This window comes from Ardenticatena maritima, assembly GCF_001306175.1.
Classification (GTDB): Bacteria; Chloroflexota; Anaerolineae; order Ardenticatenales; family Ardenticatenaceae; genus Ardenticatena; species Ardenticatena maritima.
Genome location: NZ_LGKN01000003.1, coordinates 231,128 through 245,473, shown reverse-complemented (window position 1 = coordinate 245,473; position 14,346 = coordinate 231,128). Strand labels below are relative to the sequence as shown.

Here is a 14,346-nt window from a genome sequence, read left to right as displayed (position 1 = left end):
GGTCATGTGTGACCTGTCAGGTTTCTTCCCCTTCCCACTCGCGCCAAAAGTGCGCCAAAAACTGCTCCATCACCCTATGCCGTGCTTCCGCCAGCCGTCGCCCTTCGGCGGTATGCATGCCATCCCGCAAACGCAGCAACTTGTCGTAGAAATGCTGAATGCTATTGGTGGGGTCTTCGGGGTCGTAGATGGCACGCCCACGCGCCCCGCCATAGGCAAAACAGCGCGCAATGCCAATCGCGCCCATCGCATCCAGCCGATCCGCATCCTGCAAAATCGCACCCTCAATCGAGGTGGGCGGCGCTCCGCGCGAAAAACTGTGCGTGTTGATGGCTTCGGCGGCGCGTTCGAGCAGAAGAAGCGGCGCATCCAGCGGCGCGAGCGCGTCCGCCAGCCATGCCGCCGTCACGGGGGCATGACCACCTTCGGGGCGCTTGGGCATCACATCGTGAAAAAAGACCGCCACTTGCAGAACCCGCATGTCGGCAGTCGGCTCTGTACGCGCAATGCGCTGCGCCAAGCGCCAAACACGGCGCACATGCCACCAATCATGCGCGCTGTCGGTTGGCATCACAGCACGGGCGCGCGCTTCCAAAAAGGCGTCATCAAACATGGTCATCGCTGCTCCCAATACGCTGCAAAACGGCGTTCCACCTCGTCGAACGTTTCATCCCGTTTGGCAAAGGCAAACCGCACCAACCGCCGCCCCAACTCTGGGTGCCCGGTGTAAAACGCACTCCCCGGCACAACCGCCACGCCCACATCAGTAATCAAGAAACGCGCAAAGGCTTCATCGTCGCCGTCAAACTGCCAGGCTGAAAAATCAGCCAGTACGTAATACGCGCCTTCGGGCGGGGTTGCGTTGAAACGCGCCTGTTCCAGAATGCGCATCATGCGGGCGCGGCGATGGTGAAAAGCGGCGCGCACCTGCTCGTAATAGGCGTCCGGCAATGCCAGCGCGGTCAACGCCGCATGCTGAAACGGCGTCGGCGCACAAATGGTCAAGTAGTCATGCACTGTGCGAATGGCGGCTGAAAGCGGCGGCGGCGCAATCACATAACCCAATCGCCACCCCGTCACGGCGTAGATTTTGGAGATACCGCCCGTGGTGATGGTGCGTTCCGCCATGCCCGGCAAGGTTGCAAAGGCAATGTGTTCGCGTCCATCGTACAAAATTTCATCGTAAATCTCATCGGTGAGCACCAGCAGGTTGTACCGTTCGGCAAGGTCGGCAACCGCCAGCAACTCGGCACGGGTGAAGACGCGCCCACTGGGGTTGTGCGGCGTGTTCAGGATGAGAACGCGCGTGCGTGGGGTGACGGCGGCGGCGAGGGCGTCAACGTCCAGCGCGAATTTGGGTGGGCGCAACGGCACAAAGCGGGGCACGCCCCCCGCAAAAGCGGTGGCAGGCAGGTAGTTTTCGTGCGCGGGTTCAATGATGATGACTTCATCACCTGTTTCCAGCGTGGCGAGCAATGCCGCCACGACGGCTTCGGTCACGCCGCAGGTAATCGTCACCTCGCGCTCAGGGTCGGCGTGCAGCCCAAAACGACGCGCCACACGCGCCGCCACGGCTTCGCGCAGTTCCGCCAGCCCCCACGTCACGCTGTATTGGTTCTTGTCTTCGGCAATCGCGCGAATCGCCGCCAATTTGACTTCGGGCGCGGCGGGGAAATCCGGCGCGCCTTGCGCCATGTTGACCGCGCCGACGTCCATTGCCAGGCGCATCATGTCCCGAATCTGGGACGGTGCGAGCGCCTGCAAACGTGTGGGACGCTGGAACGTGGGCATGCTGTGTCTCCTTGGTTAGCGTGTGTAGCGGTGTACCAGGCTCGTCAGCGCATCGGGCGAGAAGTCTTTGAGTTTGAGGCACTCCGCGCCCATCTCGTCGGCTAACTGCTGCGCCAATCCACGGTCGAAGGCTTCATGCTCGGTGTTGACGACAACGGCGGGGATGTGGTGTTCCTTGTAGAGGCGCGCCACCTGCAAGGCTTCTTGCTGGGGCGGCATTGACCCCATGGAGACGTTCCCAGCGCCGTCGGTCAACAGCACAACCAGCGGCACCACTTCGGGATTGCGGCGGCGTTCGCGCTCCACAATTTCAAAAGCGGTGTAAAGCCCGCTCGACAGCGGCGTTTTGCCGCCCACCGGCACTTCTTCCAGCGCTTTGCGCGCCAGTTCCACACTGTTGGTTGGCGGCAAGACCACCCGCGCCCGATTGCGCTGGAAGACGACCATGCCCACGTGGTCGCGCTTTTGGTAGGCGTCCATCAGCAAGCCGAGAATCGCGCCCTTGGTGGCTTCCATGCGCTCGCTCGCCGCCATGCTCCAAGAAGCATCCACCACAAAGAGGATGAGGTTGCTGGTGCGGCGCACACGCACCTTGCGCTGGACTTCTTCGCGGCGAATGCTGACCGCCAGGTCGTCATCCTGACGGTGGATTTGGTGCGGCGCGGCGGCGCGGAGTGTCGCATCAAACGCGATATCATCCAGGCGGTCGCGGGCTGGGCGGGCTTTGATGTAGCGCCCACGTTTGCGGTTGGTGCGCGTCGTGGTGCGTTTCCCGGCGCGGCGGCGCACACGGCGGTCAAGGTCAGGCGCGAGGCGGGGTGGTCCAAGCGGATCGGATGGGCGCACGGGGCGGTCGTTGCCATTCTCGGCATCGTCGCCGCCCCGTTCAGGTACACGTTGGGGAAGCGGACGGCTGGCGTCGGGCGATTCGCCCGCTTTTTCATTCGCCGCCATCTCGCTTGTCTGACCAAGGTCGTCGGCGGCGTCGTCTAGCGTGCCGTCATCTGCGTTTTTTTTTCACCGGTTGCGTCGCCGTCGTCGCCTTCGCCTTCTTCTCCTTGCTCGGCTTCGCGGCGGGCGGCTTCTTCGCGCGCTTGTTGCAAGCGTTCGTGCAACGCTTCCAGGTCGCGGGCGGTGTCTTGCAACGGTCGGCGTTTCAGGCGGTGCGGCAACGCCAGTTCAGCGGCGGTGAGGATATCCACTTCGGTAACGCGCGTGCGCCCCTCGAACGCGGCATTGGCAATCGCTGCCTTCAAAATGGTGATGTCGGCGCGGTGGCCGTCCACCCCCAACTCGGCGGTGAGCCGTGCAATCGAGTACAGGTTTTCGGTGGTGTAGGTCACCTGGGGCAAGCGGGCGCGCGCTTCGGCAATCTGGCGCGAAAGGGCTTCCTCAGATTCACGCCAGCGTTCGTAGAAGGCTTGCGGGTCGTTTTCAAATTCGATACGCCGCTGCAAGATGAGCATGCGCTGTTGTGGGTCGCTAATGCCTTCAACATCCACCATCAGCCCAAAGCGGTCGAGCAATTGGGGGCGCAATTCCCCTTCTTCGGGGTTCATCGTCCCCACCAGAATGAATTGCGCCGGGTGCGAGAACGAAATGCCTTCACGCTCCACCACATTGACCCCCATCGCGGCGGAGTCGAGCAGCAAATCCACCACATGGTCGTCCAGCAGGTTGACTTCGTCCACATAGAGGATACCGCGATTGGCGGCGGCTAGCACGCCAGGCTCAAAGTGCTTCTCCCCCTTCTTGATGGCTTGCTCAATATCCAGCGTCCCCACCACGCGGTCTTCGGTGGCGCTGACGGGCAAATCCACCACGCGGATACGGCGGCGCGCCACGGGCAACGTTTCACCCCGTTCGTAGCGCGCGCGACAGTTATCGCACAAGGTCAGCGGGTCGTGCGGGTCGCAACTAAACGGGCAATCAGCGACCACGTCAATCTCAGGCAAAAGCGCCGCCAATGCACGCACGGCGGTGCTTTTCGCGGTTCCGCGTTCACCGCGAATCAGCACACCCCCCACGCGGTGGCTGACCGCGTTCAGGATGAGCGCGCGTTTCATGCGTTCTTGCCCAACAATTGCCGTAAACGGAAAAATGGCTGCCATGGTTTGCTCCACTCCCTCGAAAATGTCATCGCAAAGTATAACCCCGCGGGCGCGGAACGCCAAAGCACCAAGCCGCCCACACGCTTGTTCCTCATTTTTCGCCTTCTGCGCGGCTTTTCGTATGATACGGGCAACACGTCAATACCTGCGGATGTAGGTGTGCCATGCAAGCAATTTATGTTGACAAGCATATTCCCCGCCTGCTCGCCGTCAAAGCGCTCAAACGCATCTGGCCGAACGTGGTGTTTAGCCCACTCTCGCCCGCCCGTTTCGCGCACTGGCCCGACCCACCCCTGCCGGGGGCGCGCTGGGTACGGGTACGCAACCGCTTGTGCGGCATCTGCGCCAGCGACATTGCGCTGCTCATGGCCGAAGCCGACCCCACCATTGCCCCCGCCGCACTCCCCGGCACCAATCGGTTTTACCTGGGGCATGAGGTGGTGGGTGAAGTCGTCGAAGTCGGCGACGGTGTGCGCAACGTGCGTGTGGGCGACCGCGTGATCATGGACACCCGTTTTCAGGGCGCGACCTGTCTCAGTCAGGAGATTGCGCCGCTTTGCCGCCACTGTGCCGTGGGGAACTTCACGCTGTGCGAAAACGCCTCGCTTGGGGCAGGACCGCGCGGTGAAGGCGGCGGGTGGGGCGATTCCTTCACTGCCCACGAAACCGAAATCTACCGCGTGCCGGACGACCTGACCGACGAGGAAGCCATGTTCGTCGAGCCGCTCAGCACCGCCGTGCGTGCCGTTTTGCGCCGCCCACCGGAAGCGGGCGCGCGCGTGCTGGTTGTGGGGTGCGGCATCGTCGGGTTGAACACCATTCAAGCCGCGCGCGCCATCCAACCCGACTGCCATATCACCGCCGTGGCGCGCTACCAACACCAGGCGGACGCCGCGCGCCGTTTGGGCGCCGATACCGTCCTGCTGCGTGAAGACCCGTTCGAGGTGGTGGCGTCGCTCACGGGGGCGCGTGTGTACCGCGGCATGTTCGGCAACCGCATGGCGCTGGGCGGGTGGGACGTGGTGTATGATTGCGTCGGCTCGGCGCGTACTGTGCAAGAGAGTTTGCGGCTGGCGCGGGCACGCGGCGCGGTCGTCATGGTGGGCATCACGCTCGCCCCGCTCAAAGTAGACCTGACGCCCGTCTGGTATCAGGAAGTGGATATGGTGGGCGTGTACGCTCACGGGGCGGAATGCTGGCACGGCGAGCATCGCCGCACCTACGATGTCGTGATCGAACTGCTGCGCGCCGGCAAACTGACCACGGCGGGGCTTATCACGCATCGTTTTCGGCTGGATGAATGGCGGCAAGCCATCCAAACCGCAATGGACAAACGCAGCGGCAGCATCAAAGTCGTGTTCGACTACACCTGAACGCAGAGGAGGCTTTTGCGCATGTCCTCACCCCTTTTTGGCGGGATTGAAGCCGGCGGCACAAAATTTGTTTGCGCCGTCGGAACCGACCCTGACACGCTCTTGCACGAAACACGTTTCCCCACCACCACGCCCGACGAAACGCTGAGGCGTGCACTCGATTTTTTCCGCGCCATTCAGCGCGAAACACCACTCGCCGCACTGGGCATCGCCTCGTTTGGGCCGATTGACCTGCATCCCACATCGCCCACCTACGGCTTCATCACCAGCACCCCCAAACCGGGGTGGGCGAACACCGACGTTGTGGGGTTTTTCGCGCGCGAACTTGGTCTGCCCATCGGCTTCGATACGGACGTGAACGGCGCGGCGCTGGGCGAATACCGCTGGGGCGCGGCGCAAGGGCTCGACACCTTCCTCTACCTGACCATCGGCACGGGTATCGGCGGCGGCGCATTCGTCAACGGGCGACTCGTGCACGGGCTTCTGCACCCCGAAATGGGGCACATCCGCCTGCCCCGCGACCCCAACCGCGACCCCTTCGAGGGGATTTGCCCCTACCATGGCGACTGTCTGGAAGGGCTGTGCAGTGGTCCGGCGCTGGCGGCGCGCTGGGGGCAAAACGCCGAAACCCTGCCTGCCGACCATCCCGCCTGGGAACTGCAAGCGCACTACCTGGGGCTTGCGCTGGCGACGTTCATTTGCACCCTCTCACCGCAACGCATCATTCTGGGCGGCGGGGTCATGAACGCGCCCCATCTGCTCCCTCTGGTGCGCACCGCCACCCAACAGGCGCTCAACGGCTACATCCACGTCCCCGCCATCACCGAACAGATTGACGCGTACATCGTCGCGCCCGGATTGGGCAACCGTGCGGGCGTGCTGGGCGCGATTGCCCTGGCTGAACAGACCTGGAAGGAGCGCTCTTCCCTATGACGACACATGCTTTTGACCACGCCTCTTGGGCACTGGAACGCCTGCTCCCCCGCCTGGAACAGCGTTTTGCCGACGCCATCGCTACGCATCCGACAGAATGGGCGGCGTTTGCAGAACGCCTGCGCCGCCATTTTCCGCGCCTGTTCGACCACCTGACCAGCCTCTACAGCGGGCATTACGATTTCTTCTACTACCTGGAAGAATTGCTCGCCACCATGGCGGACGCCTGGCTGACACGCAGCCCCGAACTCAAAGCCCTTGACGCCGAACGCGAAACCCACCCCGATTGGTTTCAACATCACACGATGATTGGCGGCGTCTGCTACGTGGATTTGTTCGCGGGCACACTCAACGGCGTGCGCGAAAAACTGCCCTACTTCAAAGAACTCGGACTGACCTACCTGCACCTCATGCCGCTTTTCAAAACGCGCCCCGGCGAAAACGACGGCGGCTACGCCGTGAGCGATTACCGCCAGGTGGAGGCGCGGCTGGGCACAATTGACGACCTGCGCCGCCTCGCGCGCGACCTGCGCCGCGAGGGCATCAGCCTCGTGCTCGATTTCGTGCTCAACCACACCGCAGACGACCACCCATGGGCGCAACAAGCGCGTCGGGGGCACCCGCTTTACCGCCAGTACTACTGGATTTTCCCCGACCGCACCATGCCCGACGCCTATGAGCGCCACTTGCGCGAAATTTTCCCCGAAGAACATCCGGGCGCATTCAGCCCCCTGCGCGATGAAGCCACCGGACGCGAAGAGTGGGTCTGGACCACTTTCCACACCTACCAGTGGGATCTGAACTACTCGAACCCCGCCACCTTCGTGCAAATGGCGTCGGAAATGCTCTTCCTTGCCAATGTGGGCGCCGACGTGCTGCGCTTCGACGCGCTGGCGTTCACCTGGAAAGCGTTGGGCACAAACTGCGAAAATTTGCCGCAAGCCCACACCCTCATCCGCGCCTTCAACGCCGTGGCGCGCATCGCCGCCCCTGGGTTGCTCTTCAAATCCGAAGCCATCGTCCACCCTGATGACGTGGTGAAGTACATCGCGCCGGAAGAATGCCAACTCTCTTACAACCCGCTGCTCATGGCGCTGCTCTGGAACACCCTCGCCACGCGCGAAGTCAACCTGCTGGAACAAGCACTGCGCGAACGCCACGCGCTCCCGCCGGGCACCGCCTGGGTGAATTACGTGCGCTGCCACGACGACATCGGCTGGACTTTTTCCGACGAAGACGCCGCGCGGTTGGGCATCAACGGCTACGACCACCGCCGCTTCCTTAATGCGTTCTACACTGGGCGCTTTCCGGGCAGTTTTGCGCGTGGACTGCCCTTCCAGGAAAACCCCAAAACAGGCGACGCGCGCGTAAGCGGCACATGCGCCTCGCTCGCCGGGCTGGAAAAAGCCCTGCTGGAAGAGGGCGAACACGAAGTCGAACTGGCGATTCGGCGCATCTGGCTGCTCTACGGCATCACCATGACAGCGGGGGGCATCCCCCTCATCTACCTGGGCGATGAAATCGGCGTTCTGAACGACTACGAGCAGGCGCGCCAACCGCACCACCTCGGCGATTCGCGTTGGGTGCACCGCGTCCCCACCGATTGGGAGCGCATGGCGCGCCGCCATGATCCCCACACGCTCGAAGGGCGCATCTACGAGGGCTTCCAGCGGCTCATTCGCATCCGTCGGCAAACGCCTGCACTGGGCGGGAACACGCTGCACGTCATCACCACGGGCAACCCGCATGTGCTGGCGTTCGTCCGCGAACACGCCGGCGACGTGGTGCTGGTTTTCGCCAACTTCAAAGAAGCCCCCCAAACCCTGGAAGGCGACATGTTGCGCCGCTATGGCTACGACTACGAGTTTGAAGACCTCTTCAACGGCGAACGCCTTTCGGCAACGCACCCCCTCACGCTTGAACCGGTGCACCTGCGCATTCTGCGCCCTCTGTGAAACGGGCAGGCTCACCGCGAGCAGGGGGAAACAGGCGTCTCATTTGCTCAACACCTGAATTCGATTACAGTTCGTAAGGCAAACAATGCAGACAACGAGACAACAATGGCACGCATACGAGGCGCAAACCGCACACGTCCACTTACAAACGTTCTGCAACAAGGAGGCGTCGCATGAGTTGGGCGGCAAACGCACGCGCGGCGCTTGTCTTGCGCAACAAAGTTGCCGTGGTGACGAACAGCGCCGAACCGCCCGGTTTGTTGCTGGCGGCGGCGCTGGCGCAAATGGGCGCCGCCATCGTGCTCACCGCACCCGACATGAGCGCCCTCGAAGCCGCCTACGCCGAATTTGAGCCCATTCCCGGCGTGCAGGTGCTGGGCGTGGATAGCGCCCTCGACACCGCTCAAAGCGCCGCGCTGGTTGTCGCCCGCACACTCGACACCTTTGGACGGCTGGACGTGTGGGTGAACAACGCGCTTCCCACGCCGTCGGAAGCCGCTACACTGCGAAGCGAAACGCCGCAAGCGTGGGCGGTGGCGCGCCGCCTGCTGGATACGGCGATTCTCGGCACGTGGGCCGCCGTCGCGCAAATGCGCCACCAGGGGCGCGGCACGCTCGTCAACGTCTTTGGCGCGCGCGACGACGACGAAGCGCCCTTTTTCTCCATGGCGAACACCGCCATCGCGCACCTCACGCACCGCACCGCACGCCAGGCGGTGCCGCGTGTGTACACGCTGGCACTTCCCGACCACGCCAGCGTGCTCCAAGCCCCGGATGAAGCCTGGGCGCAAACACTCATGGAACGCCTGGTGCGGCTCGTCAGCGGGCTGGGTGACGAATAACCATCAACCAACACAACCACAAGGAGGAAGACCATGCAATATCGCCGCTTGGGAAAAGCCGGCATGAAAGTGAGTGCTGTCTCGCTCGGTGGCTGGATCAACTTTGGCGAGGGCAAAGTTCCCGATGATGAAGCGCGCCGCATTGTCGAGCGCGCCTACGAGTTGGGCATCAACTATTTCGACCTGGCGGACATCTACGGCAAAGGGGGCGCGGAACGGCAAATGGGCGAAATTCTGCGCCAATTCCCCCGCCATACGCTGGTCATTGCCACCAAAGTCTTCTGGCCTATGAGCGACGACGTGAACGACCGCGGGCTTTCGCGCAAACACATCATGGAAAGCATTGACAAGAGCCTGCAACGCTTGGGCACCGACTACGTGGATATCTACTTCTGCCACCGCCCCGACCCCGAAACGCCCATTGAGGAAACAGTCCGCGCCATGGACGACCTCATTCATCAGGGGAAAGTGCTCTACTGGGGCACGTCGGAATGGAGTGCGGCGCAAATCGTGGAAGCCTATGAAATCTGCGAGCGCTACAACCTGTACAAGCCGCAGGTTGAACAGCCGCAATACTCCATGCTCTGGCGCGAAAATGTCGAAAAGCACCTGCTCCCCGTGGTAGAACCGCGCGGCATTGGGCTGGTGGTCTGGTCGCCGCTGGCGATGGGCATGCTGACCGGCAAATACGACGAAGGCATCCCCGCCGACTCCCGTTTTGCGCGCGAACCGTGGGCGGCTGAACGCTACTTGACCGAAGAGAACCGCGAAAAAGTGCGCCGCCTGAAGCGCATCGCCGACGAATTGGGCATCACCCGCGCCCAACTGGCGCTGGCGTGGGTGTTGCGGCTGAATGCGGTGAGCAGCGTCATCACCGGCGCGACCAAAGTCTCACAAGTGGAGGACAACGCGCGCGCCGCCGACGTCGTGCTGACCGATGACGTTCTCGCCGAAATTGAGGCGATTTTGGGCAACGCGCCGACATCCGAACACGCATAAACTAGTCAACCGGCCAGGGCGCGCCTCGCCCTCTGGCGGATGACAAGCGCCGCATGTTGCAGTATGCTGATGATGGTGCGGCGCGGCACGGTGCAAAAAAAGACAACGCCGCCCTTCTTTGTGAATATGCGCCGTGCCGCGCCGCTCTTTCTTTGTCTGACAATGTCAACCGGTTCATCCAACCGGAAAGAAAGTGGTATGAGGTGACGCATGGACATAGGAGTTCCCAAAGAAGTTCGTCTCATGGAACAGCGCGTTGCCCTCACCCCCGCCGCCGCCGACGCGCTGGTCAGGGCGGGGCATCGCGTGTTTGTTCAGCATGGCGCCGGCGAGGGCGCAGGCTTTCCCGATAGCGCGTATGAAGCCGTCGGGGCAACCATCGTGTACACCGCCGAAGAAGCCTACGGACGCGCCGACCTGGTTGTCAAAGTCGCTCGCCCCACCGAAGCGGAATACCGCTACTTTCGGCCGGGGCAAGTCATCATGGCGTTTTTCCACCTGGCTGTGGCTTCCCCTGATTTGCTGGAAACGCTGCAAGCCGATGGACTGACCGCCATTGCGTATGAAACCATCGAAACCGACGACGGCTTTCTGCCCGTCCTGCACCCCACCAGCATCCTGGCGGGGCGTATGGCGCCCCTCATCGCCGGGCAACTGCTGGAAAGCACCAACGGGGGACGCGGCATCTTGCTGAGCGGTATTCCCGGCACGCCGCCGGCGGCGGTGGTCATCCTGGGGGCGGGGACGCTAGGGCGCAACGCTGCACAGGCGTTTTGCGGGCTTGGCGCGCAAGTCACCGTGCTCGACCAGAATCTGCGCACCCTGCAAGAGTTAGATCGGATTCTGGGGCAACGTGTGAGCACCATGCTGGCAACCCCCTACAACATCGCCAAAGCCGTCTCGTTCGCCGACGTGCTTATCGGCGCGGTCTCTGTTCCCGGCGCGCGTGCACCCATCCTCGTTTCGCGTGAAATGGTGAAGACCATGCGCCCACGCGCCGTCATCATTGACTTTTCGATTGACAGCGGTGGGTGTATCGAAACCAGCCGCCCCACCAACCACGTGCATCCCTTCTACATTGAAGAAAACGTCATCCACTATGCCGTGCCCAATGTGCCGGCACGGGTGGCGCGCACGGGGAGTTATGCCCTGGCCAATGCGGCGCTGCCCTTCATTCAGGAAATTGCCGACAAGGGGCTTGCCATGGCGTTGGAACAGACCCCGGCGCTGCAACGGGGCGTCAACGTCTGGCAAGGCAAACTCGCCAACGCCCGCGTAGCGGCGGCGCTCGGGCGCGAAGTGGAGGTGACGCTATGAACTGGGCACACATGTATCGCTCGAAAGTGACAACGCCCGAAAAAGCCGTGGAGGTGGTGCAATCGGGGCATCGCGTGTATATCGGTGGTGGGGCTGGTGCGCCACAAGCCCTCATCAACGCGCTGGTGGAACGCGCCAACGACCTGCGCGATGTGGAAATCGTCCACGTGTTGCATTTCGGCGACGCGCCCTATGTGAAACCCGAATACGCGCAGAGTTTCCGCCACAATGCGCTCTTCATCGGACACAACGTGCGCCAAGCCGTCAACGAAGGGCGGGCGGATTTTACGCCGATTTTTCTCTCAGAGATTCCGGGGCTCTTCCGCAATGGGCGTTTGCCGCTCGATGTCGCGTTTATCCAGGTCTCTCCGCCTGATGAACACGGCTTCTGCTCGTTCGGTGTCGAAGTGGGCTGTACCAAGCCCGCCGCCGAAGCCGCCAGGGTCGTGGTTGCCCAGGTCAATCGTCACATGCCACGCACCCATGGAGACAGTTTTATCCACATACGCAACCTTGACATCATCGTAGAAGCCGACGCCCCACTGCCCGAAGCGCCGCTGGGCGGCATGTCCGATGTGCATAAACGCATTGGGGAAATCATTGCCGAGATGATTCCCGACGGGGCAACCCTGCAACTGGGTATCGGCAGCATCCCCGACGCCGTCCTGAACAACCTCTACTCGCACCGAGACCTTGGCATTCACACCGAGTTATTCTCGGACGGCGTCATGCACCTCATCGAAGCCGGCGTGATCACGGGGGCGAAGAAGACCATTCACCGCGGCAAGGTTGTCGCAGGGTTCTTCTTCGGTTCGCAAGCGCTGTACGACTTCGTCGCCGACAATCCGATTTTCGAGTTGCATCCAACAGATTATGTCAACGACCCATTTGTGATTGCCCAACACGAAAAGATGGTGAGCATCAACAGTGCCATCGAAGTAGACCTGACGGGGCAAGTCGCGGCAGACTCCATCGGCACACGCTTTTACAGCGGTGTGGGTGGGCAATTGGACTTCGTGCGTGGCGCCGCCCGCTCGAAAGGTGGCATGCCCATCATCGCCTTGCCCGCCACCGCCAAAAACGGCACCATTTCGCGCATCGTCCCCATGCTGAAGCCCGGCGCGGGTGTCACAACAACGCGCAACGACGTTCACTACGTGGTGACGGAATATGGCGTGGCTGACCTGTACGGAAAACCCATTCGCGAACGTGTCAAAGCCTTGATCAACATTGCTGCGCCGCAGTTTCGCGAAGAATTGGAACGCAAAGCGCGCGAATTCTGCTATCTCTAGAACGCGCTTTCGCATCAAAAAGCCCCCACCCATTGCTTGGTGGGGGCTTTTGCGTTGCATCCAGGCGATGGCTACTTCAACGCCGATTCGATATCGTCCATCAGTTCCGTATCAATGAACTCACCCTTGCGAAGCAAGGAGCGCACATAGCCGCTCAGGCGCTTGCGTTCGCTTTCGGTCAAATGCGCCGCCGTAATCACGATGACGGGGATATTTTCAAGCGTCTCATCAGCCTTCAGGTGGTCAAGCACCTGATAGCCGTCCATTTCGGGCATCATCAAGTCAAGCAAGATGAGGTCGGGGCGCACTTGCTTGATGACTTCCAAACCCCGCCGCCCATTTTCGGCTTCGTAGATTTCGTATTCACCGCGTGCCTGCAAAATGCGGCGCAGAAGGACGCGAGCGGGGGCGTCATCTTCCACAATCACGATTCGGCGCACATCGCCGCCCAGATTTTCGAGCGACGCCAGCAACCCTTCCTCACGATTGGGCACAGTATGCGACGTTTCCTCTTCGTGAGACAGGTCGAGGTCGTGCGCCCACCCTTCTTCCAGCAAATGCTTTTCAACAGGGAAGGTGTGCCCACTGAGGCAAATCACCACCGTTTCATCAGGCTTGATAACGCCTTCGCGCAGCAATTGCATTGTGCCGGCAAACGCCATGGCAGCGGCAGGCTCCATCGAGAAACCATCCAGTTTTGCCATGATGTGCATGGTGCGGAAGGCTTCTTCGTCCGTAACGGCGACAAACGTACCGCCATAGCGTTTCGCGGCATGGTACAAAATGGTGTAAGCAATCCCAGGTTTCCCGGTCGCCACCGTAGTAATCAACGTCTGCGGCGATTCAACATTGATAGGTACGGATGAATTTTCCTGCCATGCTTTGACCATGGGGGCGCAGCCTGTGGCTTGCACAGCGGCAATTTTGGGAATTTTGTCAATCAAGCCCATGCGGTAGAGTTCCTGAAACCCTTTCAAGACCCCCACGGGCCCCATGCCGCCACTCACCGCCTGCACATACCAGTCAGGCGCACGCCATCCAAAATCTTCGGCGATTTCATACGCCAGTGTCTTCATGCTTTCACGCGCTGCCACACTACGAATCCCACGGTCGAGGTGTAAGCCGCGATGCTCAGCAAATTGGGCGGCGACTTCCTTCGTGCGGTCATATGTCGCCGTCACTTTGACAACTTCGGTGCCGTACAGAGCGACTTCGCGCATCTTGTCCGCCGGCACGCTTGATGTGAGGAACGCCCAAAGTTTGATGCCCGCTTGCGCCGCATAGGCCGAATAACTGATGGCAACATTGCCGGTTGAGGCCACAACGGCTTCGCGGATGTTGTGTTCCTTCATCAGGCTGATGGCAAGCGAGGCTTGCCGATCCTTGAAACTGCCGGTTGGTCCCTGGCGCTCATCTTTGACGTACAAATTGGGTGCGCCAAACATCAACCCTAAATTGCGCAAACGGATGAGTGGCGTACCGCCTTCACCCATGGAGATGATGTTTTCATCATGGGTAATAGGCAGAAACTCGCGGTAGCGCCACATGGTACAGCGCCGCTTGGGCACTTCTTCCAGCAAAATCGGTTTGAGTTTTTCGTACGGGAACCGCGGTTCGAGCCAGTCATGCCCGCAATGTGGGCATGCGGTCAACGGTTTGTCGGTTGGTATATCGGTACGTCCACAACGCGCACATTCAAGCCACCACTGATTCATGACATCCTCTTCTGTATT

The 14,346-nt window shown here is 61.5% G+C and carries 12 protein-coding genes; 7 read left to right on the top strand and 5 right to left on the bottom strand.

The window, feature by feature from the left end:
* Positions 1-16: 16 nt before the first annotated feature.
* From SE16_RS01220 to SE16_RS16290, 4 genes are read right to left on the bottom strand one after another with little or no spacing between them, the layout of a single operon-like run.
* The gene (locus SE16_RS01220) at positions 17-619 is read right to left on the bottom strand and encodes an HD domain-containing protein (protein ID WP_082374413.1); all 603 of its coding nucleotides are present in this window, start codon (positions 617-619) and stop codon (positions 17-19) included.
* Entirely contained in the window at positions 616-1,791 is a 1,176-nt protein-coding gene (locus tag SE16_RS01215; RefSeq protein WP_054493891.1) for a pyridoxal phosphate-dependent aminotransferase, read from the bottom strand. Before SE16_RS01215 ends, SE16_RS01220 begins: the two co-directional genes overlap by 4 nt.
* A gap of 15 nt (positions 1,792-1,806) precedes the next feature.
* Complete coding sequence (locus SE16_RS16295; protein WP_152918198.1) at positions 1,807-2,745, bottom strand: vWA domain-containing protein; 939 nt, start codon at positions 2,743-2,745, stop codon at positions 1,807-1,809.
* A gap of 35 nt (positions 2,746-2,780) precedes the next feature.
* Positions 2,781-3,902 carry an ATP-binding protein gene (locus SE16_RS16290; RefSeq protein ID WP_152968806.1) on the bottom strand — a complete coding sequence of 374 codons (1,122 nt, stop codon included), beginning with the start codon at positions 3,900-3,902 and terminating at the stop codon, positions 2,781-2,783.
* 164 nt (positions 3,903-4,066) lie between these two features.
* On the opposite strand from SE16_RS16290, the gene SE16_RS01205 reads away from it, so the two are divergent.
* The 7 genes from SE16_RS01205 to SE16_RS01170 all read left to right on the top strand — a co-directional run bounded on the left by SE16_RS01205 (position 4,067) and on the right by SE16_RS01170 (position 12,613).
* Positions 4,067-5,275 (top strand): zinc-dependent alcohol dehydrogenase, encoded by a 1,209-nt coding sequence (locus SE16_RS01205; RefSeq protein ID WP_060687104.1) that lies wholly within the window; start codon positions 4,067-4,069, stop codon positions 5,273-5,275.
* Positions 5,276-5,296: 21 nt separating this feature from the next.
* Positions 5,297-6,208: an ROK family protein gene (locus SE16_RS01200; RefSeq protein WP_054494086.1), complete on the top strand. Its 912-nt coding sequence runs from the start codon at positions 5,297-5,299 to the stop codon at positions 6,206-6,208.
* The gene (locus SE16_RS01195) at positions 6,205-8,163 is read left to right on the top strand and encodes an alpha-amylase family glycosyl hydrolase (RefSeq protein WP_054494085.1); all 1,959 of its coding nucleotides are present in this window, start codon (positions 6,205-6,207) and stop codon (positions 8,161-8,163) included. Before SE16_RS01200 ends, SE16_RS01195 begins: the two co-directional genes overlap by 4 nt.
* 173 nt (positions 8,164-8,336) lie before the next feature.
* Positions 8,337-9,005 carry an SDR family NAD(P)-dependent oxidoreductase gene (locus SE16_RS01190; RefSeq protein WP_054494084.1) on the top strand — a complete coding sequence of 223 codons (669 nt, stop codon included), beginning with the start codon at positions 8,337-8,339 and terminating at the stop codon, positions 9,003-9,005.
* A 33-nt stretch (positions 9,006-9,038) separates the two neighbouring features.
* On the top strand, positions 9,039-10,004 hold the full coding sequence (locus tag SE16_RS01185; RefSeq protein ID WP_054494083.1) for an aldo/keto reductase family protein: 966 nt from the start codon (positions 9,039-9,041) through the stop codon (positions 10,002-10,004).
* A gap of 210 nt (positions 10,005-10,214) precedes the next feature.
* Entirely contained in the window at positions 10,215-11,321 is a 1,107-nt protein-coding gene (gene ald, locus SE16_RS01175; protein ID WP_054494081.1) for an alanine dehydrogenase, read from the top strand.
* Positions 11,318-12,613 carry an acetyl-CoA hydrolase/transferase family protein gene (locus tag SE16_RS01170; RefSeq protein WP_161804496.1) on the top strand — a complete coding sequence of 432 codons (1,296 nt, stop codon included), beginning with the start codon at positions 11,318-11,320 and terminating at the stop codon, positions 12,611-12,613. Before ald ends, SE16_RS01170 begins: the two co-directional genes overlap by 4 nt.
* 71 nt (positions 12,614-12,684) lie before the next feature.
* On the opposite strand, the gene thrC is transcribed toward SE16_RS01170, so the two are convergent.
* Positions 12,685-14,328 (bottom strand): threonine synthase, encoded by a 1,644-nt coding sequence (thrC, locus tag SE16_RS01165; protein WP_152918222.1) that lies wholly within the window; start codon positions 14,326-14,328, stop codon positions 12,685-12,687.
* Between the last annotated feature and the right edge of the window lie 18 nt (positions 14,329-14,346).